Genomic DNA, 20,744 nt, shown 5'->3' with positions numbered 1-20,744 from the left:
CTGTCATCAGGGTGACCTATCATCGCGCCCGTTTAGATGGTGCCTTACTCCACGCCCGCTTTCCACTCGTCCCAGCGGTAAGTTTCTATCTCATTGTGCCGCCTACAAGCGGACGTTTTGGCTTCGGCGGAGGGTTGTGGGCGGGCACGGAGACGATGTCCGCTTCCATCGATCACTGCCCGAACGCAGACCGGCAGAAGACCACCCAATCCGGTCATTCGGAGCCACACGCCAGCGGGGCTGGACTTGGCCGAAACCTGCCATTCCGCTTCGGAATGCCGCCGCCCGAAATGCGGACATTCTCCCTGTCCGACTGCGAGCCACTGGCACGCGTAGGATCATGCGAGAACGTAGCCCGTAGGCAAAGGGCAGCTTCGGAGCTTCTGTCCAGATAGGTCGTCTTTCCTGCGGCCGACCTGATCACGATAACGCTTCAGAAGTTGTAGCCGAGACGACATCGGGAATCCTCCATCAGCTACGCGTCCACGCAGCATGCACGGCTCCAGTCGCCGTATCCGGCTTCGCCGCTCCGATGAAAATCACGACCGGGCCATGGGAATCGCGCCGGGGGTCATAGAAATCGAGCAGGCCGGGATGGAGGCGCTGGATGAAATCCGGTTGCCGCCCGCTCCGACGCAGCAGGTGGTCGATGACGACCTGATCGCCATGCACCGCGTTCGGCACGGGGCCGCAGGATCCTGGGCTCATCCAGCGGTCGGGGTCGGCCGCGAAGGTCGTGTAAAGCGATGCGAGCTCGTCCCCGGACCAGCGCAGCAGCGCACTGGAGAGGCGCCCCGCGTGGAAAAAGTCCTCCATCGCGGCGAGGCCGGGCTGGGCGAGGGCATCGGCTGGGCCGGTCAGCACCGTATCAAGGTCGCACAGGAGGGTCGGACCCGTGCTGAGACCGGGCCGGAACGCTTCCATCTTCGCCCACCAGGCCGACCAAGCGTGCCGGAGCGGGATCGTCTCCACGCCCGCGACGGCCACTGGCAGGTCCGTAAGACAGACGATCCGTTCGAAAGCCGGGGCATGGCGGCGGATGCCGCCTGCGAGGCGGGCGACCCAGGTGGCGTCGTAGCGCCCGCCGCCCTTCAGGACGGTGATCAGCGTGGTCATGACGTTATTGCTCGGTCAGAGATGGTGGATGCACTCGGATGCGTCCGGCCGCCTCGGCCTCGGCGAACCATGCGCGCTCGGCCGCCCAGGGATGACCGGGCCAGCCGTCGAAACCAAAGCCGAAGACCTGCGCCGGTCCTGCACCCGCCGGGCGGCCGAGCAGCAGCGCGAGCGTCACGAGGAAGCCGGTGCTCGGGTTCGGGTGTCCCGCCGTGCGCGGGCCGAGCAGGGCGTGAGCCTGCTGGTGCAGCGTCTCGGGCAGGAGGAGGACCGGGCGGCCCAACGGACGCAGCCGCGCCAGAAGCTCGCGGGTCCAGCAGATCGGCTCGGGGACGTTGTGCTCCGCCGGCAGCATCGGGAAGGGCAGGATGAAGGCCTGCGCGGCGCGGACCACCGGGCGCTCGAGGAAGCGCCGGTCCGCCAGCCATTCCCGCGGCTGGCCGCCGCGGTTGACCAGGGCGAGATGCGTGACGCGGTGGCCGGTGCCGCCGCCGAAGCCGAGCGCGTTGTTGAAGCGGACCACGCTGTCCGCCGCATCGATCGCGGCTGCGCACGCACCCGCTCCGGGCGCGTTGCCCACGATGGCGAGGGACCCGTCGGCTGGTAGGCCGGCGCGTCCGGCAGGGAGGGAGTCGACGTCCGGGATCACGTGCGGCAGGGGTTATGGGAACCGCGGAGGTAAGGCGCGGGCCCGACGCATCCAGGCCCCTCTGCTGGATCGCGGGCGTGGGAGATGGGATCATGCGCCGGTGTTTCGTCTGTGCCGCCGCCATGATCGGGCCGAGCGACCGGACCCTGTCCTATCCGGGCGGCGCGCGCCGCGCCTTCCCGCTGGCCTGCAACGCCTGCGGGGTCCTGCTCGCGCACGGCGCGGCCCCGGAGGCCTGCCGCGCGCATCTGGCCCGAAGCCTCGCCGGTCCCGTCTTCGCGCCCGACCCGGAGGCGCCCTACGGCCTCGACCTCTATACCCTGCGTAGCGCCGCGACCCGTTGGCGGCTCGGCGTCCGTCCCCGCGACGCAGCCGGCCGCGCGGAACTCCGACACCCCCACGGTACCCGGGCGGCCGACGCTGAGCTGTTCGCCCTCGAAGCCGCCGACGGGCGCCCGGTGTCCCTCGGCCTCCTCTGCCGTCCGGCGGACCGGGACGCGGTCCTGGCCTCGCTGCCGGCGCAGGCTGGCTGGACGGACGACGTCGCGATCCTGATCGACGGGCCGGCGCGGGCGGCGGAGCCGGTCCAGGTCGCGGGCTTCGCCGCGGGGGCGGTGCGCGTGGCCGGCCGCCCCCTGGACGGGGATTTCGCCGCGCAGCGCAATGCCCTCCAGGGCCTCGCCCGCCACGGCTGGATGCTGCAGCTCGACGCCGACGAGGCGCTCGGCCCGGCGACCGGCCGCTTGCTGCCCGCCCTGGCGGCCCTGGCCGAGGCGGAGGCCGTCGTCTCGATCGGCCTCGCCCGGGCGAACCGGGTCGACGGCGTCCTCTCGGACGTGTTCCCGGATGTCCAGTATCGGTTGAACCGCACCCATCTGGTCTACGCCGGCCGCGTCCATGAGCGCCCGGTTCTCGACCGCGGCTGGCCCGGGAGCCTCATCGCCCTGCACGGCGGCATCGAGCATCGCCTGAGCGCGGCCCATGTCCGGGCACGGTCGCGGCGCTACGAGGCGCTCGATCCCGGGCGCGGACGTCCGGAGGAAGAGGCCGCGTTGCTGCGCCCCTACGCAGACTGACGGGTCGGAGCGGACCGGATCTGCTGCGGCTGCACGATCAGCCGCCCCGCGCCGCCGTGATCGCCCGTTCGTAGAGCGCCAGGGTCTCGCGCCCGAGGCTCGCCCGGCTGAAGCGCCCGGCCGCCGCCAGGGCGCGGGCGCGATAGGCGCGGCGCAGGTCCGGATCGGTGAGGAGCGGACGCAGGGCGTCGGCGAGGGCCGGCCCGGTCGCGGCCGCGGCCAGGGGGCCGGCGCCGGGCACGCCGACGAAGGCGCGGGCGCTCGCATCCTCGGCGCAGGCCACGACCGGCCGGCCGTAGGCGAGCGCCTCCTGGTAGACGAGGCCGAAACTCTCGTAGCGCGAGGGCGCCAGCACCGCGTGAGACTCGGCGTAGGCCGCCGACAGCGCCCGGCCGTCGATCCGGCCCCGGGCCTGGATGTGCGGCCGCGCCACATCGGGCAGATCGGCCGGAAGATCGTCCGGCGGCACGCCAACGAGGTCGAGCCGGAAGGCGGGCAGAGCGCCCCTCGCCCACTCGGTGCCGAGGATCGCGACCGCGCCGAGAAGGGCATCGAACCCCTTCCGCGCCTCCGCCCGCCCGACGAAGAGCAGGCGGATCGGTTCCGCCGCCTCCGGATAGGGGGCGCCACTCGCGGCCTCGGCGACCTCGGGGGGCAGGCTGAGACCGATCACCGCCTCGGGCTGCCGCCCGGTCAGCCCGTAGCAACGGGTGATCACCCCCGCGTGCGTCGCGGTGTTTGCGATGAGCCCAGCGCTCGCCTGAGCCTGCCGACGCTCCAGGCGGTCAGCCGTCCAGCCGTCGAGGCGGTTCCGCAGGCTGCCGGCCGGGTCGCGGGTGAAGGCGGCCGGCGTGGAGCTGCGGGTCACCAGCGGCAGATCCCGCCGGCCGGCGAGCAGGGCAGCCGGCGCATACCAATTGGTCGCCTCGATCACGGCGAAGGGCCCTTGGCGATGCGCCTCGAGCACGGCACGCCGGAAGGCGAGCGGGGCGGCGAGATGGCCGGCGGAGCCCCAGAGGCGCAGGCGCGCGAGGGAGCTGCCAGGCGCCAGGGCGAGCCCCGACACGGTGACGCCGCCGATCCGTTCGTGTCCGGTCCGGTCGAGGGTGAACACCGTCACCTCCGCGCCCGCCTGCGCAAGGCTCTCGGCGATCTCTCGGGCCGCGGTGGAGAGCCCGCTCGGCGATGGCGGGTAGTCCCAGGCCAGGAAGGCGGTGCGCATCAGGCGGCGCGCAGGCGGTGGTAGAGGGCGAGGTAATCCCGGGCCATGCGTTCGGCGGTGAAGCGCTCCTCGAACCGGCGGCGGATCGCGGCGCGGTCGAGCTGCCCGATCCGGGCGAGGGCCGCGACCGCCTCGGCTTCGCTGGAGACGATGAAGCCCGTCACCCCGTCCTCGACGATCTCGGGAACCGAGCCGCGGTTCCAGGCGACCACCGGAGTGCCGCAGGCCATCGCCTCGATCATCACGAGGCCGAAGGGCTCGGGCCAGTCGATCGGGAACAGGAGCGCCCGGGCGCCGCCCAGGAGCTCGCCCTTCCGGGTATCGTCGACGGGCCCGAGATAGGTCGCGTCGACGCTCAGCAGGGGACGCACGCAGCGGTCGAAATAGTCCGGGTTGCCGACATCGATCGTGCCGCCGAGCCGGATCGGCAGACCGGCAACGCGGGCGACCCGGATCGCCACGTCGGGCCGCTTCTGGTCGGTCATGCGACCCACGAAGGCGACATGGTCGTCCGGCGCGGCGCGGAAGGCATAGCGCGCCCGGTCAATGCCATGATGGACGATGCCGGCCAGGTTCACGGCCGGGATGCCGGTCGCCTGCGCGGCCGAGATCGCCGCGACGGGCAGGTCGGGGAAACCCTGGAAGAACAAGGCCCGGTCGAGCTCGTCGACCCGCCAGTGGATGGTGGTCAGGCTGCGTCGGCGCCGCGCGCCCAGCAGCGCCGCGTGGGCGAATTCGCCGTGGCAATGGACGATGTCGAAATCGTCGAGCCGCTGCCGCAGGTCCTCCAGCTGCAGAGCCTCCAGGACGGCGGGCACCCCGGGTGCGACGCGCCCATACTGCCGTTCCAGCGCCGCGAGACTCGGGTAATTGCCGACGCGCGGTAAGTCTGTCGCACTGTCCGAGGGGGCGAATAATGTTAGTTCCACACCCAAGCTTCGTAGCGCCGTGCTGAGATCGTGCACAACCCGCTCGGTGCCGCCGTGATGGTCTGGGGGAACGGGAAAAATGTTCGGAGCGACCTGCGCGACGCGAAGCACGGCAACCTCTTTACATATGTTAAGCCGGGGCGCGGCGTTCGCTTTACATAAGTTAAGCGTTCTGCGGCGCGCGAGAGCCGCAGCGCACGCCTGATGTTTGTCCTGCATATCGCCCTGCAGGGCTGCCTGCGCGGCGACGGCGTCGTCTACGGGCTCACCGCCGACACGGGCGGCCATATCCGCTACCTGCTCGATCTGGTCTCGGCCTCGGTGCAGGACCGCGATCTCACGCGGATCGTGGTGGCGACCCGTCTGTTTCGCGGCTCCCTCGGGGCCGCCTACGCCGTGCCCGAAGAGCCGATCGCCGACAAGGTCACGCTCGTGCGGCTCGCGAGCGCGTCCCCGGACTACCGCGCCAAGGAGGCGATGCACGCCGAGGTCGCGTCCTTCGCCGAAAACCTCATCACCTGGATCGCCGCCCAGGCCCGGGCGCCGGATCTCATTCACGCGCATTACGCGGACGCGGCGACGGTGGCGGCCCTGGTGGAAGATCGCCTGGGCATCCCCTTCGTCTTCACGGCCCATTCCCTCGGACGCGTGAAGGCAACGATGCTGGGCACGGCCCCCGTCCGGCCTGATCTCGCCCGCCGGATCGCCGCCGAGGAGGAGGCTGTGGCGCGAGCCCAGCTCGTGATCGCCTCCTCGCGGGACGAGGCGGAGGTGCAGTACGCCGGCTATGCGGCCTACGATCCCGGACGCGTCCGCGTCCTGCCTCCAGGCAGCGACCTCGCCCGCTTCGCCGCGGCCCAGACCCATCCCCGGGTCGACGCGGCGATCGACCGCTTCCTCGACGATCCGGACAGGCCGGCAATCCTGGCGCTCGCCCGGCCGGTGGCGCGCAAGAACCTCGCTGCGCTGGTGCGTGCCTACGGCAAGAGTCGTGCGCTCCAGGCCCACGCCAACCTCGTGATCATCGCCGGGACCCGTGACGACATCGATACCCTCGACGGCGACATGGCCGCGACCATGCGCGACCTCCTCGTCCTGATCGATCGCTACGATCTCTACGGGCGCGTCGCCTACCCGAAGACGCACCGTCCGGAGGACGTTCCGGCGATCTACGCCCATGCTCGGACGCGCGGCGGCCTGTTCGTCAACCCGGCCCTCAACGAGCCCTTCGGCCTGACGCTACTCGAGGCCTCTGCCGCCGGCCTGCCGCTGGTCGCCACCGACAGCGGCGGCCCCAACGACATCGTCGAGACCTGCGGCAACGGGCTCTTGGTCGATCCACGCACCCACGGGGCGATCGCGGAAGCGTGCCTGCGGATCCTGGGCGATCCGGTCCTCTACGCACGCTGCGTGGCTGGCGGCGCCCGGGCGGCTGCAGCCTACGACTGGGACCGGCACGCCGCCCGCTATCACGTCCTGCTGCGCGCGCTGCTGTCCCCGGAGCCGCCCACCCAGACACCCCGGCAGCTGCTCGTCTGCGACATCGATAACACGCTGGTCGGCTGCGATGCGGCGATGGGAATCTTCCGCCGGTGGCGCAGCCGGCAGGCGGGGCTCGCCTTCGGCGTCGCAACCGGCCGGTCCTTCCACAGCGCGATGGCCGTGCTGGAGCAACAGGACAGCCCCCGGCCTCAGGTAATGATCACCTCGGTGGGATCCGAAATTTACCACCTCGACGCCAACGGCGTGACATACACGGCAGACGCCGCGTGGCGCCGGATCATAGAGCCCGGCTGGGATCGGCCCGCCGTGCAGGCAGCGCTCGACAGGCTTGATGGGCTGAGCCCGCAGGGTCCTCTGGAGCAGCGGGCCCTGAAGCTGAGCTATTTCGGTGACACCGAGACCGAACGGCGCGTCCGCGCGCGTCTGGCAGAGGCCGGTATCGCCGCGCGTGTGATTCACAGTCATGGACGGTATCTCGACGTCCTGCCCGAGGCCGCCTCGAAGGGCACTGCCGTGGACCACGTCCGGGCCCTGTACGACCTGCCGGAGCACGCCGTGTTCGTGGCCGGCGATTCCGGCAACGACATCGAGATGCTCGGCGCCCGCGTGCAGGCGATCATCGTGGCGAACTATTCCGACGACCTCGCAAGCCATGCCGCCCTGAAGCACTCCTACGTGTCCCGTCGGACCCACGCCCGGGGCATCATTGAAGGGGTCTCGCACTTCCGCCGGATGCTCGCCGATGCCGGCTGAGCACGCGGGGGGGCCGGCTCCCAGCGTCCTGACCCTGGTCCGCGGCCGGGCCGACCGGCTCCGTAACCTGATGCAGGGTCTCGCCCGCCAGACGCTGGCCCCGCGAGAGCTGGTGATCGCCTGGATGCAGTCGGAGCGTGCGCCGGACCTGCCCGATCCCGGCTGCCCGATCCGGCACCTCCACGTGCCGGGCGAGCCGATGCCGCTGGCCGCCGCGCGCAACCGGGCCGCCGAGGCAGCGTGCGCTGAACTCCTCGTCTTCCTCGACGTGGATTGCATCCCGTCGCCGACTTTGACGGAAGCCTATGCGCGGGCCGGCGCTACGGCGCAGGGGCTGTTGCTCGGCGAGGTCCTCTACCTTCCGCCGGGGGCGGGCACCGGCGATTGCAAGCCGGCGGTACTCGACCGCCTCGGCCGAGCCCATCCGGCCCGGCCCGCCTTGCCCGAAAACGGCCTGCGGCCGGAACCCGATGCAGGCCAGCTCTGGGGCCTGTCCTTCGCCCTACCGGCCGCGGTTTGGCGCACGGCCGGCGGCATGGACGAGGCCTTCGTGGGCTACGGCGGTGAGGAGACGGACCTCGCCGCCCGGCTTGCCGCCGCCGGGCTGCCGGTCTTCTGGGTCGCGGGGGCTCGCGCCTATCACCAGCACCATCCGGTCCACGTGCCGCCGCTGCAGCATTTCGCGTCGATCCTCGCCAACGCGGCGCGTTTCCGGGCGCGGCACGGGCGCTGGTGCATGACCTACTGGCTCGACCAGTTCCGCGCGGCGGGGCTGATCGACTGGGACGTCGCCGCCCCCGCGATCCGCCTGATCCGCCCGCCGACCGAACCCGAGATCGCCGCGGCCCGGCGGCCCGACGCCCTGTTTTCTTGAGAGCGAGCCCGAACCCACCGCCATGAAGAAGCCGATCGCGTTCTTCGTTCATCATCAGGGCCGCGGCCACGCCAACCGCACGATGGCGGTGGCCGCCGAGTTTGCTCGTGACCGGGCCGTCTCGGTGCTGACCGCCGATCCACGCCTGTTCGACGGGTTCGGCCGCGACATCGAGATCGTGGCGCTGCCCAACATGATCGGCGCCGCCGTGCCGACGGCGCGCCTCTACGCCGAGCCGACGCCCCAGGTGATGCACTGCGTTCCCCTGGGTCTCGACGCGATGCGCCGGACCATGCGGTCGATCCTCGACCATCTCGACGAGCGTGGAATCGGCCTGTTCGTGGTCGATGTCTCGGCGGAGATCGCGCTGCTCGCGCGCATCGCCAGCGTGCCGGCGGTGCAGATCCGCATGCACGGCGACCGGTCCGATATCGGCCATGTCGGCGCCTACGAGGCCTGCGTCGGAATGCTCGCCCCCTTCGACGAGCGCTTGGAGCAAGACGATTATCCGGCACACCTGCGCGCCAAGACCTTCTACAGCGGCGGCCTGTGCACCAGCGTCGATCGGGTGCCGGAGCGTGCGGAGGCCCGCGCCAAGCTCGGCCTCGATCCTGCACGGGAGATCGTCGTGGCGGTGACCGGCGGCGGCGGCAGCGGCACGCCCTACGCGCCCCTCACGGTCGCGGCCCGTGCCGAACCCGACGCCCTGTGGCTCACCCTCGGGCCGACCCACCGCGAGGGCCACGAGACCGACTTTTCGAATCTGCGCGAACTCGGCTGGGTGTCCTCGGTCACCGACTACCTTGCCGCCGCCGACATCGTGATCGCCTCGGCGGGCGACAACACGGTCCACGAGATCGCCCGGGTCGGCGGTCGCCTGATCGTGATGCCGGAATGGCGCTACTTCGCCGAGCAGACCCGCAAGGCCGAGGCCCTGGTCCGGCTCGGCGCTGCCGTGCAGGCGCCCGCCTGGCCGGGTGATCTCCGGGGCTGGCGGGACCTCCTCGCCCGCGCCCGCGCCCTCGACGGGGCTCCCCTGCGGAGCCTCTACGCCCCCGACGCCGCTGCCCGCGCCGCCGGCTGGCTCGAAGGGCTGACCGACGCGCTCTGGGATTGCGGACCGGCCGGCGCCGAAACCGTCCCGCTTCCAGGCATCGCCGCCGAGTGACCGCAGCCGTCTCCCCAACCCAACCGGAGCCCGATCGCCTTATGTCCACCGTCTCCGTGGTGACCCTCGCGAAGGGCCGGCCGGCGCATCTGCGCAACGTGCTCCGCGGCCTGGAGCGCCAGACGCAGCCCCCCGCCGCCTTCATCGTCGCGGTGATGCAGGAGACGCCCTACGACCTGCCCGAGGTCGGCTTCCCGGTGCATCAGATTCCGGTGCGGGGCCGCGAGTTGCCGCTGGCGGCGGCGCGCAACCGCGGCGTGGCGGCGGTCGACAGCGACGCCGTGGTCTTCCTCGACGTCGATTGCATCCCGGCGCCCGACCTCATCGCCGACTACGCGCGGGGGCTCTCCGAACTCGACGGGCTGCTGATGGGCGAGGTGCTGCATCTGCCCGAGCGCGCCACGCTGGGGACCTGGGACTATGCCGGCCTCGATGCCGTGGCGGAGCGGCATTCCGACCGCCGCGGGCCCCCGGCCTCCGGCATCGAGATCTGCAACGATTACCGCTGCTTCTGGTCGCTCAACTTCGCGATCCGGCGGGCGACCTTCCTGGCGACCGGCGGCTTCGACGAGCGCTACACCGGCTACGGCGGCGAGGACACCGACTTCGGCAAGCTCCTCGACCGAAGCGGCATCCCGATCGCCTGGATCAAGGGCGCGCGCGCCTATCACCAGTACCACCCGCACCACATGCCGCCGGTCCATCACCTCGAGAGTGTGGTGCGCAACGCCGAATTGTTCGAGGCCAAGTGGGGCTACCGCACCATGGGCCACTGGCTCTACGCCTTCAAAGTGATGGGCCTGATCGACGACACGCCCGGCCGGCCGATCCGCATCCTGCGCCGGCCCGACGCCGCCGACCTCGCGCTGACTGGTCAGCTGGGCCACCAGCCCTACACCAACTCTGCGTCGGTGATCCGCGCCATCGAGGCCCGGACGGATGCCGGGGCCGCCGCGAAATCGCCGGCGCCGGTGACGGCGTGAGGATCGCGCTCCTTGCCCATCTCCGCCATCCGATCGCCCCGCCCTTCGCGGGGGGCCTCGAAGCCTATACGTGGAGCCTCGCGGACGGTCTCGCCGCCCGGGGCCACAGTGTCGCCCTGTTCGCATCCGGCGACAGCGACGCGCGCTTTGCGCTGGATCCTGTGATCCCGGTCCATCACGAGCGGAGCCATGCCGGCCTGGAGCACCGGGGCGATGCGGGCCTGAAGGCTCATCTCGACGACGGCTACGCTTCCGCCTGCGACCGGATCGCTGCCGGGGGCTTCGATGTGCTCCACAACAACAGCCTGAGCCGTCTGCCCCTGGAGAAACGGCGCACCGCCGCGACGCCCACCGTCACGTCGCTGCACGTACCGCCCTACGACGCCCTGCGCTGGTTCGTGCAGGCGAGCCCCGCCCCGGGACACCGGATCACCGCGCCCTCCCGGGCGCATCTCGACGCGTGGTGGCCGGACGGGGCGCCCCCGGAGGCCTCGGTGCTTCACAACGGCATCGATCCCGCCGCCTGGCCGTATCGTCCGGACGGCGACGGCAGCGCCGTCTGGTGCGCGCGGATCACGCCCGACAAGGGCGCGCAGCACGCGATCGGGGCGGCGCGCCAAGCTGGCCTGCCCCTGACCCTGTTCGGTCCGATCGAGGAGCCGGATTACTGGGCGGCCCAGGTCGCGCCGTTGCTCGGCGGCTCGATCCGCTACGGCGGCCAGCTCAGCGGGACGGCCCTGGCCGCGGAGGTCGGCCGCGCCTCCGTGTTCCTGGCCACACCGTGCTGGGACGAGCCGTTCGGGCTGGCGGCGATCGAGGCGATGGCCTGCGGCCTGCCGGTCGCCGGCTTCGCCCGGGGCGCCGTTTCGGAGGTCGTCGGCGAAGCCGGATCCCTCGCGGCACCAGGGGACCAGGCGGGTCTTGCCCGTGCCATCGGCGCGGCGCTCGTGATCCCGCGGCCGATCCCGCGCGCGCGTGTCCTGCGCCTGTTCACCCGCGCATGCTGGCTCGACCGATGCGAGGTGCTCTACGCGCAGGCCCGCGCCGGGACTGACCCCGCGGCCGCCAAACGCCTGCTCCTCCCGCGCCTTAGCCACAGCGTCCGTGTGAAAGCCGAGACATGACCCGACAGGATCTGATCGCCGCCTTGTGGCATGGTCGCGACCCCTTCGCGGATCCCCCGGCGGACCTACGCCCCGCCGACCTGCAGGGCTGGCGCAGCATCCACCCCTACCTCGAGGAGGCGGTGATCGAGTTCCGGCCCCGTGTGGTCATCGAGATCGGCACCTGGAAGGGAGCCAGCGCCCTCTTCCTCGCGCGAACCATGGCCGAGAACGAGGTCGCCGGCACCGTGATCGCGGTCGATACGTGGCTCGGAGCCGTCGATCACTGGGCGGACGAGGCGCTGTTCGCGGAACTCGCCACCGAGCATGGCTATCCGAGCCTTTACCGGACCTTCCTGGCCAATGTGGTGCGCGAAGGCATGACGGACCACATCGTGCCGTTGCCGCTCGACTCGGTGAATGCCGCGGAACTCTTGCGTCTGCGCGGTGTGACCGCCGACGTCATACATCTCGATGCCGGGCACGAGGAGACGTCTGTCGCGGCGGACCTGCGCGCCTGGTGGCCGGTCCTGCGGCCTGGAGGCCTCCTGATCGCCGACGATTACGACCGTTTGGGCGGCCGCTTCCCGGGTGTGACCCGGGCGGTCGATGCGTTCTGCGCCGAGGTCGGGGCGCGGGGGCCGTGGTCACTGCGGGGCAAGTGCAAGTTCACCAAGCCGAATGAGGGCTAATCAAGTGCTTCGCCTGTGCGCCGGCGATGAGGATCTGGTCGGCACGCTGACGATCTCGGGCGTCCAGCTCATGACAGGCGGCTGAACTTGGCGTCTTTCCACCCGGACCTTTCCATGAAACGCGGCATTGAGGGGAGATGACCCATGTCTCCTCGAACGCTGCGCCCTGTGCTCTCGTCGTCGACGACGACGGCATGGTCCGCATGGCTGCGGTCGACATCCTGGAGGAAGCGGGGTTTACGACCTTTGCGGCCTCATCCGGTGATAAGGCGTTGCTCGTGCTCGAAGAACACCACGCGTGCATCGTGCTGCTGTTCACCGACGTGCAGATGCCGGGCGTACACGATGGCTTCGCCCTCGCTCGCATGGTTGCGCGCGCCTATCCTCACATCTCGATCGTCGTCGCGTCGGGGCAGGCCAAGCCCGGACCGAACGATCTGCCGGACGGAGCGCGCTTCATCGGAAAGCCGTTCAGCGTGGACATCGTGCATCACCACCTGCGCGAGGTTCTGCCGGACGAGCAGAAGCCCGAGCCCCTGCGCGACAAGAACCGCGCCTAAGAGGCGCGTTCATATCTTCCGTCAGCACTCGCAGCTACGCAAGCATGCACGCGAAATGACTGTCAGCACCCCAAACGGACCCAGCGGCGATGTCTGCTTCGATGCATTCGCCGTCCAGAAGCGGACGGGCCGGACACCGCTCCGAGCGAACAGTCTGATAGCGACCCAAGTTCGTCATAGCGGGCATTCAATCGCATTCTCCGAAGCGGACGTTCTTCGTACCGCCGATCAAACACGCGAAATGTGAGCGCGACCGGACGGAGGAACGCTTTACCCTCGTCCAGCCCATAATGCTTCATTGGAAAGATATCCGGTGGCTTAAATAGAAAGTGCTGACAGCCGTTATTCTTCGGTTGCACCGCCATCGATCATTCCGGACCACCGCACTGAAGCATCCCGGTCGAACACTGGAGACGTCGCAGCAAAGCTCGTCGTAGGTTCGCGCGCCGAAAGCATCATGGTTGCTCCGATGGCGACGAGACCTGCCATCGCTCGGAGATCGTCCCGCTGGCGAGGATCATTCGAGACCGCTTCCGCTTTCCGCTGAAGCCGGAGAAAGGACGGCGAACGTCGCCGGCACGATCCGTTTCCAGGACGGGATGGCAATCGCGCTGACGGAGTCTGTTATGGATCACCCGTGGTTCGATGGGACGGCGGCCGTGGCCGCCCGATAAATGTCGGGCGCTTCCAGGACCGCGCGGCCCCGGCCGCGGCGCGCGACGGCGAGCATGGCCCGGCCGATCACCTCCGTCGTCAGGAAGTGCGCGGGGGCGATGCGGCGCAGCAGATGCAGCACCGGGCCGGCCAGCCGGTAGAGAAGCCGGTAGGACGTGGTCTTCGAACGCTCGCCGTGCATCGGCAGGATCACGGCCGGCAGGAACATGAAGGCCCCCGCGAACGGCAGCGCCTGCAGCGCGTTCTCGGTGCGTCCCTTGACACGCGCCCACATGCTGCGCCCGCGTCCGCCACCATCAGTGCCGGCCCCGGACACGTAGACGAAGGTCATGTCGGGATCGAGCAGGGCCAGCCTCTCCGCCACGGCCAGCGTCAGGTCGTGGGTCAGCCGGACGTACTCGGCCTCGGTCAGGCCGGAGGACGTCACCCCGAGGCAGAAGAAGCAGGCGTCGTATCCCGTCATCTTCCGCCATGCCGTCGGTCCGGGATCGAACAGGTCCTGGACGACGGTCTCGTGCAGCTTGGGATGCGCGCGTCCGGTCGGGGTGCGTCCGACCGCCCTGATCTCCGTCACGTCGGAGGCGAGCAGGCATTCGCGCAGGACGCCCGCACCGACCATGCCGGTGGCGCCGAACAGCAGGATTCTCATGGGGCCGACCCTAGTGGAGGGAGCGCCAGCGCGCCGGCGTCGTGCCCTCCAGGTTCCGGAAGGCGCGGTAGAACGAGTTTGTGTCGTCGTAGCCGAGCAGGTAGGCGACCTCGTTCATGTCGAGGGCGGGATCGGCGAGGTACTGACGCACCAGTTCCCGCCGGACGTCGGCGAGGATTTGTCGGAAGCTGCCGCCTTCCTCGGTGATGCGCCGCTGAAGGGTTCGGGCGGTCAATCCCAGTTCCTGCGCTACCGCGCCGACGTCGGGGGACTGGCCCGCCAAGAGACGCTTCAGGGCCCACCGCACCTGGTCGGTGATCGAGACCTTGGACAGGTGTTCCTGCCGTTGCCTCGCGAGATGCGGGTCGATGACCTCCAGCATCGCGGGATTGTGGGAGACCATCGCCGCGTCGAGATCCGCGCGATGCAGGATCAGGGCGTTCCGACGCGCGCCCTGGACCACGGCACAGCCGAGGTAGTCCGACTGCCCGGAGACGTCGCGGCCCGTGCCCGAGAGTTCGAGGTGGAGCGGGCGGATAAACCGAAGCGTGCCGCGGCGACCGAGCTCCACGAACGAGGCGAAGGCAGCGTCGACGAGGGCCGCCGGGGCATCCTCGCCTGCGAACGGCCAAGCCAGGCTGATCGTGGCCGACGCCCCGTCCTCCTCCAGGATCATCTCCTCCGGCGAGCATAGGGCCTTGAATCGCGCGACCCGCGTCAGCGCCTCGCGGAGGTCGCGGGCGTAGTAGGCGGCGAGGAAGGCCGGCGGCAGCGTGCCGGGCTCCAATCCCGACGATCAGCCTCATCCCGACGTCGGGGGCCGGCGACAGCGCCTCCAGCGACCGCCACAGCGCGAAGTATTGCGCCGTGGTGACCTGCGCGCGGGCATCGGCGGCGAGGCTGGCCGGAAGCCGCGAATGGCGCAGCACCGCCGTCGGGGTGAGCCCGACGGCGTCGAGCCCCTGCCAGAAGGCCGGAGCGACCTTGAGCCGGTCGGGGGGACGCGACGCCATCTCGGGTTTCCCTACTTAGCCTGGAAGCCGCCATCGATGTTCAAGACATGCCCGGTGACGAAAGACGCCTCGTCGGAGAGCAGCCAGACGATGCCGTTGGCGATCTCCTCGGGATGGCCCATCCGGCCCATCGGATGCATGCCGGAGATCATCGCCTCGTCGTACTGCCCGAGCTCGATCTGCTTCTCGATCAGGTCGGTCTTGATGGCTCCTGGCGCGACGGCGTTGATGCGGATGTTCTTGGTCGCGTAGTCGAGGGCGCCGGTCTTCGTCAGGCCGACCACAGCATGCTTGGTCGCGGCATAGGTCCCGGCCCAGGGAATGCCGTTCAGGCCGGCGATGGACGCCAGGTTCACGATGGCGCCGCCGCCCTGTCGCTCCATCTGGTGGATCTCGTGCTTCATGCAGAAGTACAGGCCGAGGACGTTGGTCTGGAGCATGCCGTTGAACGCGTCGGTGTTCGAGGCGCCGATGGTCTTGTTCTCGTTCGAGATGCCGGCGTTGTTCACCGCGAGGTCCAGGCGGCCGTAGCGCGCGACGATGTCCGCGACGGTCCGGCCGACCGCCTCCTCGCTGTCGACGTCGCAATTGACGAAGAAGGCCTCGCCACCGGCGGCCTCGATCTCCTGGACGGCCTGGCGCCCGCGGTCGTCGCGACGGCCGGTGATCACGACCTTGACGCCGCCCCGCGCCAGGATCAGCGCCGTCGCCTTGCCGATGCCGGTCGCTCCACCGGTGATGAGTGCGATCTTGTCGGCCATGGAAGGGTCCGTTCGTGTCTGAGCCAAGGATGCCGCCACCGGAGAACCCGGGGCGACCGACCGACACATCGACGGTTTGCATCGTCTTTGAACTAGCACGTCATGCCAATAGACTTGCAATATCCGCCATTCGGTATGCGGCGATCCGTGGGGGAGCGTCGTGGCGCAGCCTGGCTTTCGTGGAAGGCGAGCATCAAAGGCCGTTCGGCCGTTCGGAATGGTCAGATCCCCTTTCGAGCAAATCGCCTCTCGCCGAATGTCCGCTAATCCGTATCGTGATCCGAAAGCAGATCGTCGCAAAACCACCCTTCTCAGACTTGCAGAGGCGCAGGGCTACGTTGTTGGGCGCGCTGCTCGCGGGCGTAGTGAATTGGCGGTCTGCCGACATGACGGGCGAAGGCGGTGCTGAAGGTGCTGGCAGACCCGTAGCCCACGCGCTCGGCCACCTCCGCTACGCCGGCTCCCTCGCGACCGAGCAGATCCTTCGCCAGCGCGATGCGCCACGCCAGGAGATACGCCATCGGCGCGACGCCGACCTCGCGCCGAAACCGTTCGAAGAATGTCGAGCGCGACAGTCCCGCCTCTCGGGCCAGGGCCGCGACCGTCCAGGGAACGGTCGGTCGCTCGTGCATCCGGCGCAACGCGGCGGCCACGCGCTCGTCGGCAAGCCCGCGCAGGAGGCCTGAGGGCGCCGTCGGACCCGTGGTGGACCGAAGCGCCTCGATCAGAAGCACCTCCAGAAGCCGCGCCAGGACCACCTCGCGACCGGGCCTGTCGCCCCGCGTCTCCTCGTTCACCAAGCCGAGCAGCATCGCCAGTCGTCCGACGCCGCGCACATGGACGAACCGTGGCAGGAGCGACAGCAGCAGCTCCGTATCGTCGGAGGCGAAGGTGCAGTGCCCCACCAGCATGCGCAGGTCGGGCGGCACCTCGGCAGGACCGAGCCGGAACACGCCGGGGCCAACCTCGACGGGCGGTGGCGCCCGTCCCGCCGACGGCGCGACGAGGCTGGAGGCGGCGAAGGCGCTGGCGGCGGGGATCAGTACGAAGTCGCCGGCCGCGAGGACGATCTCCGCCTCGCCGTCGATCGCAAGGCGGCACGCCCCCTCCAGCACGGCGGCGTAGAACGGCTGGCCGTGGTCGTCGCGGCGCACGGTCCAGGCGCCGCCGGCCAGGACCAGCTTGGAGAACGAGGCGCTGGGCTGAAGCAGCCCGACCACCTGGGTGAGCGGATCGACCATTTCCGACGCTCGCCAATGAAATATGGACTTGCGCCCGTATCACGTCCGGCGAAGCACTCCTATCACCCCGTAGTGCGTCACACGGGAGGTCACCATGAACACGATCCTCATCACCGGCTGCTCATCCGGCTTCGGCCTGGAGACGGCGCGCCTGTTCCTCGACCGTGGCTGGCGGGTCGTCGCCACGATGCGGACGCCTCAGGCCGCCCTGCTCCCGGAGTCCGACCACCTCGCCGTCCTGCCGCTCGACGTGACCGACGCCGACAGCATCGCCCGGACGGTCGCGGAGGCCGGGCCGCTCGATGTCCTGGTGAACAACGCGGGCGTCGGGCTGCTGAACGCCCTGGAAGGCCTGTCGATGGAGTCCGCCCGGGAGGTGTTCGAGACGAACACCCTCGGCACCATCGCCATGACCCAGGCCGTGCTGCCGCAGTTCCGGGAACGGGGCGCGGGGGTGATCGTCAACGTGACGTCGAGCGTGACCCTACGGCCGCTGCCGCTGCTGGCGGTCTATACCGCGAGCAAGGCGGCGGTGAACGCCTTCACCGAGTCCCTCGCCCACGAACTCGTGCCATTCGGGGTGCGCGCCCATCTCGTCATTCCCGGCCGATCGCCGGAGACCGCGTTCGGGACCAACGCCCGCACCCGAATGGGGATGGATGTGCCCGAGGCCTATGGCGAACTGGCGGGTCAGGTCTTCGCGAACTTCCAGCAGGTGACGGAAGAGCTGACCCGGGCCTCGGACGTGGCCGAGGCGGTCTGGCGCGCGGCGACCGACCCGGCCTGCCCGATGCGCCTGCCGGCGGGCGCTGACGCGGTCGCCTGGGCGGCGGCCTGAACCGACCCCTTGAACGTCCGCTTCCGCCCCATGTTCGAGCGGAAGCGGACGAGCCGAGATCCACCCACCCCGGTCATTTAGAAGACCATGCCAGCGAGTCGGGACCTGGCCGAAAGCGGCCGGTCCGCTTTGGAGGGGGCTTGCTGGAAAAAGGGACAGCCTCTTACCCGATCCAATCCGGTCATTCCGTCGAGGAGGCGAACCCGCCGAAAGCTGTCGGGCGGCAACGTGGGCGAACGTGCCCAGTACCACGGCTGGGCTTTGTCCTCGCCCGGATTTGAAAAGCTCGATCTGGATGAGGCCTGGGAGGCAGGTGACTCCAAATAACCCTGTCAACGAACCTGACACCGCCTCCTGCCCCCCCACGGGAAAGGGGGCCGGCATCCGGCCTCGCGACTGTGTGTTTCAAGGCCAATCAGACATTGTCTTGTGGAGACTTAATTTCTGCTCAAGACAGGTGTGACGAAGCGGGCGATGACGTCGGCAGTTTCTGCCAACGCTTCGCGATGTGGGTGATGCCCAACATTCGGCATCTCATAAACAGTCAGCAGACCGGCGGGGCAAAGTCTGCGAGCGGCACCAATCTGGGCCTTAGTTCCGTAAGCATCCTTTGTCCCCTGGATGATGATTGCCGGGACGGTCCATCGCGTAAGGGCTGTCTCGATTGTCCATCCGCGCCGAGCCGGATCCAACCAGGCGTCGTTCCAGCCGCGAAAGGCTCCCTCGACGTCGGTATGCCGACGGCCGAGACGGACCTTCAGATCGCCATTGTCGTAGGCGTCCCGGGCCCGTCGGGCCCCGGCCAGCGTCGCCTCCTCGACGAAAAAATGGGGCGCGATGAGGACGCCGCCCCGCACGCGGGTGTCGCCCTCCGCCAACGCGAGGGCCGCGATCGAGGCGCCATCGGAATGGCCGATCAGCAGGCCGCTTCGCAGTCCCGCGAGGTCGAGGACCTGGGGAAGTATGGTGCAGGCTTCATGTTCGAGAAAGTCGGTCCGGCGGGGCAGAGGCACGGGACTCGAGGCCCCATAACCCTGGCGCGAGAAAGCCAGGACACCGCATCCGGTCTTCTCGACCAGAATTTCCGGCAGCGGACCCCACTGCATGGCAGAACCGAGACCCTCATGAAGCAACACCAGCGTCGGCGCCAAGTCCGGCTGCGGACCGACGAAATGGTATTCCAGCCGTAGGTCGGCCACCGCAAAGGTGCCGAATGTGTTGAGAGGGATCATCCCATCTCCACCATCATCCTCTCCGCGATCTTTTCCGCAATCATCAAGGTCGGGACGTTCGTGTTTGCGCTAGGAAGGCGGGGCATCACCGATGCGTCGGCGACGGACAGGTTGTCGGTTCCGATGACGCGTCCCCCCGGATCGACCACCGCGCCGGGATCGTCGGCCCGGCCCATGCGGCACGTACCGCTCGCATGCCAGACCCCGAAGACGTTGTCCCGGACAAAGTCGTCGAGAGCGCCATCGTCCTGAAGCACTGTCGCCCAAGCGTGGCCGCCTAGGACCGCGCGCAGCAGCGGGGCGCGCAGCATGGCCGGTGCATCGAACACGGGGGCGAGGAGGCCGGTGAGCCGCCGGTTGCGAGGGGAGACGGCGCTCAACCGCCGGATCAGCGGCGAATAGTTCGCGGGGAAAAGGTCGTCTGAGCGGGGGTTCAGCGTGGGCGAGACCACGAGGTCGCTGAGCAGTCGAATCCCCGAGGCGAGGCGTTCGAGATCGCGGCGATCCGAGAGCAGGCCGAGGTCGATGTCGGGCGGGCCGGACGGGTTTGCTGGATCGAGACGCAGGCGCCCGACCGAGTGCGGCTGGTTCACCCAGAGGAAGTAGAGCGCAAGGCGTCCGCCGAGGGCGTGCCAGCCGGCACGGGCGGAGGCGGTGAGATACATATCGGAGGCGCAGCCTTCGGGATGGCCGGACGAATAGCGCAGGGCCAGCAAGCTCGCGCGCCGGAAGGTCTCGGGCAGCCGGAGCGGGCGGGGAAGGACCTGGGCCATCGTCAAAGCGGGATGATCCCGCAGGTTCTCGCCGACGCCCGAACGATCCAGCCGGACGGGTATCCCGCAGGCAGAGAGCGCATCGCCCGGGCCGATCCCGGCACGCAGGAGGAGCACCGGCGATTGAAGAGCGCCGGCGCACAGGACTACGGAGGCGGCTCTCACTTGTTGCTCGGATCCGTCGCCCCGCCGCAGCACGGCCCCGGTCGCGCGGCGCCCGTCCATCACCAGCGAACGGACCTCGAGGCCGGCGGCAATGGTGAGATTCGGCCGGGCCCGCGTCCCCACGTCCAAATACGCGGCGGCGGCCGAGACCCGCGCGTCGTCCCGGTTGGAGAAGGCCGGCGGGAAGATCCCGTCCTCGAACTCGCCGTTCTGATCGACGCGCCGGGGCAGCCCCGTCGCATCGAAGGCGCGGGCGACCGCATGGGCGAAGGGAGGCCATGCGGGCTCCAGGATGCGCCGGATCGGGAGCGGCCCATCATGGCCGTGCAGCGGACCGCCGCAATCGAGGTCGGTCTCGAGCCTGCGGAAATACGGGAGCACGTCGTCCCAGGCCCACCCCTCGGCGCCGAGCGCGGCCCAGGCCTCGTAATCGCGCGGCAGCCCGCGGTTGGCCGCCTGGACGTTGATGCTGGACGAACCGCCCATCACCCGGCCCTGCTCGTAGGCCCGCCGCCGCATGCGACCGCGGGAGTCGCGGGTGACCGCCGCGTCGAGCCCCGGCCAGATGTAGGTGTCGCCATGGAACAGCGGCATCGGATAGCTATCGAGGATCTCCGCCGGCACCCGGCCCGGCGGTGTATCGATGCCGGCTTCGACGAGGAGCACCCGGCGCCGCGGGTCGGCGGAGAGCCGGTGGGCCATCACGCAGCCGGCAGAGCCCCCGCCGACGATCAACACGTCGACCGTTTTGGGCAAGGCGTTCACGGGA

At 69.8% G+C, this 20,744-nt stretch carries 19 protein-coding genes and 1 pseudogene; 9 read left to right on the top strand and 11 right to left on the bottom strand.

Going from position 1 to position 20,744, the window contains the following annotated elements; all coding sequences use genetic code 11:
* Positions 1 to 471 precede the first annotated feature (471 nt).
* On the bottom strand, positions 472 to 1,116 hold the full coding sequence (locus tag MCBMB27_RS26900; RefSeq protein ID WP_075381730.1) for a hypothetical protein: 645 nt from the start codon (positions 1,114 to 1,116) through the stop codon (positions 472 to 474).
* A 4-nt stretch (positions 1,117 to 1,120) separates the two neighbouring features.
* Positions 1,121 to 1,765: a hypothetical protein gene (locus MCBMB27_RS26895; protein ID WP_043755499.1), complete on the bottom strand. Its 645-nt coding sequence runs from the start codon at positions 1,763 to 1,765 to the stop codon at positions 1,121 to 1,123.
* A gap of 92 nt (positions 1,766 to 1,857) precedes the next feature.
* Here MCBMB27_RS26895 and MCBMB27_RS26890 point away from each other — a divergent pair, with 92 nt between their 5' ends.
* Positions 1,858 to 2,841 (top strand): glycosyltransferase family protein, encoded by a 984-nt coding sequence (locus MCBMB27_RS26890; protein WP_075381729.1) that lies wholly within the window; start codon positions 1,858 to 1,860, stop codon positions 2,839 to 2,841.
* Between the two features lie 37 nt (positions 2,842 to 2,878).
* Here MCBMB27_RS26890 and MCBMB27_RS26885 read toward each other — a convergent pair whose 3' ends face one another.
* Both MCBMB27_RS26885 and MCBMB27_RS26880 read right to left on the bottom strand, forming a co-directional pair.
* Positions 2,879 to 4,063, bottom strand: coding sequence for a glycosyltransferase family 4 protein (locus MCBMB27_RS26885; protein WP_075381728.1), 1,185 nt, complete (start codon positions 4,061 to 4,063; stop codon positions 2,879 to 2,881).
* A complete protein-coding gene (locus MCBMB27_RS26880) occupies positions 4,063 to 5,103 on the bottom strand; it encodes a glycosyltransferase family 4 protein (protein WP_075381727.1) in 1,041 nt (346 codons plus the stop codon). Before MCBMB27_RS26880 ends, MCBMB27_RS26885 begins: the two co-directional genes overlap by 1 nt.
* 93 nt (positions 5,104 to 5,196) lie before the next feature.
* On the opposite strand from MCBMB27_RS26880, the gene MCBMB27_RS26875 reads away from it, so the two are divergent.
* The 7 genes from MCBMB27_RS26875 to MCBMB27_RS26845 all read left to right on the top strand — a co-directional run bounded on the left by MCBMB27_RS26875 (position 5,197) and on the right by MCBMB27_RS26845 (position 12,628).
* Positions 5,197 to 7,248, top strand: a complete 2,052-nt coding sequence (locus MCBMB27_RS26875) for an HAD-IIB family hydrolase (RefSeq protein ID WP_075381726.1) — start codon at positions 5,197 to 5,199, stop codon at positions 7,246 to 7,248.
* A complete protein-coding gene (locus tag MCBMB27_RS26870) occupies positions 7,238 to 8,122 on the top strand; it encodes a glycosyltransferase family 2 protein (RefSeq protein WP_075381725.1) in 885 nt (294 codons plus the stop codon). Before MCBMB27_RS26875 ends, MCBMB27_RS26870 begins: the two co-directional genes overlap by 11 nt.
* A 22-nt stretch (positions 8,123 to 8,144) precedes the next feature.
* Positions 8,145 to 9,290: a glycosyltransferase gene (locus tag MCBMB27_RS26865; protein WP_043384605.1), complete on the top strand. Its 1,146-nt coding sequence runs from the start codon at positions 8,145 to 8,147 to the stop codon at positions 9,288 to 9,290.
* Positions 9,291 to 9,331: 41 nt separating this feature from the next.
* Positions 9,332 to 10,273 (top strand): glycosyltransferase family 2 protein, encoded by a 942-nt coding sequence (locus MCBMB27_RS26860; protein ID WP_075381724.1) that lies wholly within the window; start codon positions 9,332 to 9,334, stop codon positions 10,271 to 10,273.
* Positions 10,270 to 11,397 (top strand): glycosyltransferase, encoded by a 1,128-nt coding sequence (locus tag MCBMB27_RS26855; RefSeq protein ID WP_075381723.1) that lies wholly within the window; start codon positions 10,270 to 10,272, stop codon positions 11,395 to 11,397. The genes MCBMB27_RS26860 and MCBMB27_RS26855 overlap by 4 nt, the downstream gene beginning before the upstream one ends.
* Complete coding sequence (locus MCBMB27_RS26850; RefSeq protein ID WP_075381722.1) at positions 11,394 to 12,068, top strand: class I SAM-dependent methyltransferase; 675 nt, start codon at positions 11,394 to 11,396, stop codon at positions 12,066 to 12,068. The genes MCBMB27_RS26855 and MCBMB27_RS26850 overlap by 4 nt, the downstream gene beginning before the upstream one ends.
* Positions 12,069 to 12,205: 137 nt before the next feature.
* Positions 12,206 to 12,628, top strand: a complete 423-nt coding sequence (locus MCBMB27_RS26845) for a response regulator (RefSeq protein WP_075381721.1) — start codon at positions 12,206 to 12,208, stop codon at positions 12,626 to 12,628.
* Between the two features lie 631 nt (positions 12,629 to 13,259).
* On the opposite strand, the gene MCBMB27_RS26840 is transcribed toward MCBMB27_RS26845, so the two are convergent.
* The 5 genes and pseudogenes from MCBMB27_RS26840 to MCBMB27_RS26825 all read right to left on the bottom strand — a co-directional run bounded on the left by MCBMB27_RS26840 (position 13,260) and on the right by MCBMB27_RS26825 (position 16,967).
* Positions 13,260 to 13,952, bottom strand: a complete 693-nt coding sequence (locus MCBMB27_RS26840) for a Rossmann-fold NAD(P)-binding domain-containing protein (protein ID WP_075381720.1) — start codon at positions 13,950 to 13,952, stop codon at positions 13,260 to 13,262.
* Positions 13,953 to 13,962: 10 nt separating this feature from the next.
* Entirely contained in the window at positions 13,963 to 14,739 is a 777-nt protein-coding gene (locus MCBMB27_RS30785; protein WP_210187516.1) for an AraC family transcriptional regulator, read from the bottom strand.
* Positions 14,740 to 14,761: 22 nt separating this feature from the next.
* Positions 14,762 to 14,965, bottom strand: a pseudogene (locus tag MCBMB27_RS31055) (AraC family transcriptional regulator); the annotation flags it as partial.
* 11 nt (positions 14,966 to 14,976) lie between these two features.
* Positions 14,977 to 15,726, bottom strand: a complete 750-nt coding sequence (locus MCBMB27_RS26830; protein WP_075381719.1) for a glucose 1-dehydrogenase — start codon at positions 15,724 to 15,726, stop codon at positions 14,977 to 14,979.
* Positions 15,727 to 16,037: 311 nt separating this feature from the next.
* Complete coding sequence (locus tag MCBMB27_RS26825) at positions 16,038 to 16,967, bottom strand: AraC family transcriptional regulator (protein ID WP_075381718.1); 930 nt, start codon at positions 16,965 to 16,967, stop codon at positions 16,038 to 16,040.
* Between the two features lie 94 nt (positions 16,968 to 17,061).
* Between MCBMB27_RS26825 and MCBMB27_RS26820 the strand changes: the two genes are divergently transcribed.
* A complete protein-coding gene (locus MCBMB27_RS26820) occupies positions 17,062 to 17,805 on the top strand; it encodes an SDR family oxidoreductase (protein WP_075381717.1) in 744 nt (247 codons plus the stop codon).
* 437 nt (positions 17,806 to 18,242) lie between these two features.
* On the opposite strand, the gene MCBMB27_RS26815 is transcribed toward MCBMB27_RS26820, so the two are convergent.
* A complete protein-coding gene (locus MCBMB27_RS26815) occupies positions 18,243 to 19,037 on the bottom strand; it encodes an alpha/beta fold hydrolase (protein WP_075381716.1) in 795 nt (264 codons plus the stop codon).
* Positions 19,034 to 20,740, bottom strand: coding sequence for a GMC family oxidoreductase (locus MCBMB27_RS26810; RefSeq protein ID WP_043758520.1), 1,707 nt, complete (start codon positions 20,738 to 20,740; stop codon positions 19,034 to 19,036). The genes MCBMB27_RS26815 and MCBMB27_RS26810 overlap by 4 nt, the downstream gene beginning before the upstream one ends.
* Between the last annotated feature and the right edge of the window lie 4 nt (positions 20,741 to 20,744).

It is taken from the genome of Methylobacterium phyllosphaerae (assembly GCF_001936175.1).
Lineage (GTDB): Bacteria > Pseudomonadota > Alphaproteobacteria > Rhizobiales > Beijerinckiaceae > Methylobacterium > Methylobacterium fujisawaense.
The sequence above is the reverse complement of the archived record's forward strand: the minus strand, read 5'-3'. Positions and strand labels throughout refer to the sequence as shown.

What these genes read in the sequence shown, in the direction of transcription:
- MCBMB27_RS26890 (WP_075381729.1), top strand. Translation starts at nt 1,858, where the DNA reads ATGCGCCGGTGTTTCGTCTGTGCCGCCGCCATGATCGGGCCGAGCGAC.
- MCBMB27_RS26870 (WP_075381725.1), top strand. Translation starts at nt 7,238, where the DNA reads ATGCCGGCTGAGCACGCGGGGGGGCCGGCTCCCAGCGTCCTGACCCTG.
- MCBMB27_RS26820 (WP_075381717.1), top strand. Translation starts at nt 17,062, where the DNA reads ATGAACACGATCCTCATCACCGGCTGCTCATCCGGCTTCGGCCTGGAG.
- MCBMB27_RS26850 (WP_075381722.1), top strand. Translation starts at nt 11,394, where the DNA reads ATGACCCGACAGGATCTGATCGCCGCCTTGTGGCATGGTCGCGACCCC.
- MCBMB27_RS26865 (WP_043384605.1), top strand. Translation starts at nt 8,145, where the DNA reads ATGAAGAAGCCGATCGCGTTCTTCGTTCATCATCAGGGCCGCGGCCAC.
- MCBMB27_RS26830 (WP_075381719.1), bottom strand. Translation starts at nt 15,726, where the DNA reads ATGGCCGACAAGATCGCACTCATCACCGGTGGAGCGACCGGCATCGGC.
- MCBMB27_RS26840 (WP_075381720.1), bottom strand. Translation starts at nt 13,952, where the DNA reads ATGAGAATCCTGCTGTTCGGCGCCACCGGCATGGTCGGTGCGGGCGTC.
- MCBMB27_RS26885 (WP_075381728.1), bottom strand. Translation starts at nt 4,063, where the DNA reads ATGCGCACCGCCTTCCTGGCCTGGGACTACCCGCCATCGCCGAGCGGG.
- MCBMB27_RS26860 (WP_075381724.1), top strand. Translation starts at nt 9,332, where the DNA reads ATGTCCACCGTCTCCGTGGTGACCCTCGCGAAGGGCCGGCCGGCGCAT.
- MCBMB27_RS26900 (WP_075381730.1), bottom strand. Translation starts at nt 1,116, where the DNA reads ATGACCACGCTGATCACCGTCCTGAAGGGCGGCGGGCGCTACGACGCC.
- MCBMB27_RS26875 (WP_075381726.1), top strand. Translation starts at nt 5,197, where the DNA reads ATGTTTGTCCTGCATATCGCCCTGCAGGGCTGCCTGCGCGGCGACGGC.
- MCBMB27_RS26825 (WP_075381718.1), bottom strand. Translation starts at nt 16,967, where the DNA reads ATGGTCGATCCGCTCACCCAGGTGGTCGGGCTGCTTCAGCCCAGCGCC.
- MCBMB27_RS26815 (WP_075381716.1), bottom strand. Translation starts at nt 19,037, where the DNA reads ATGATCCCTCTCAACACATTCGGCACCTTTGCGGTGGCCGACCTACGG.
- MCBMB27_RS26845 (WP_075381721.1), top strand. Translation starts at nt 12,206, where the DNA reads ATGACCCATGTCTCCTCGAACGCTGCGCCCTGTGCTCTCGTCGTCGAC.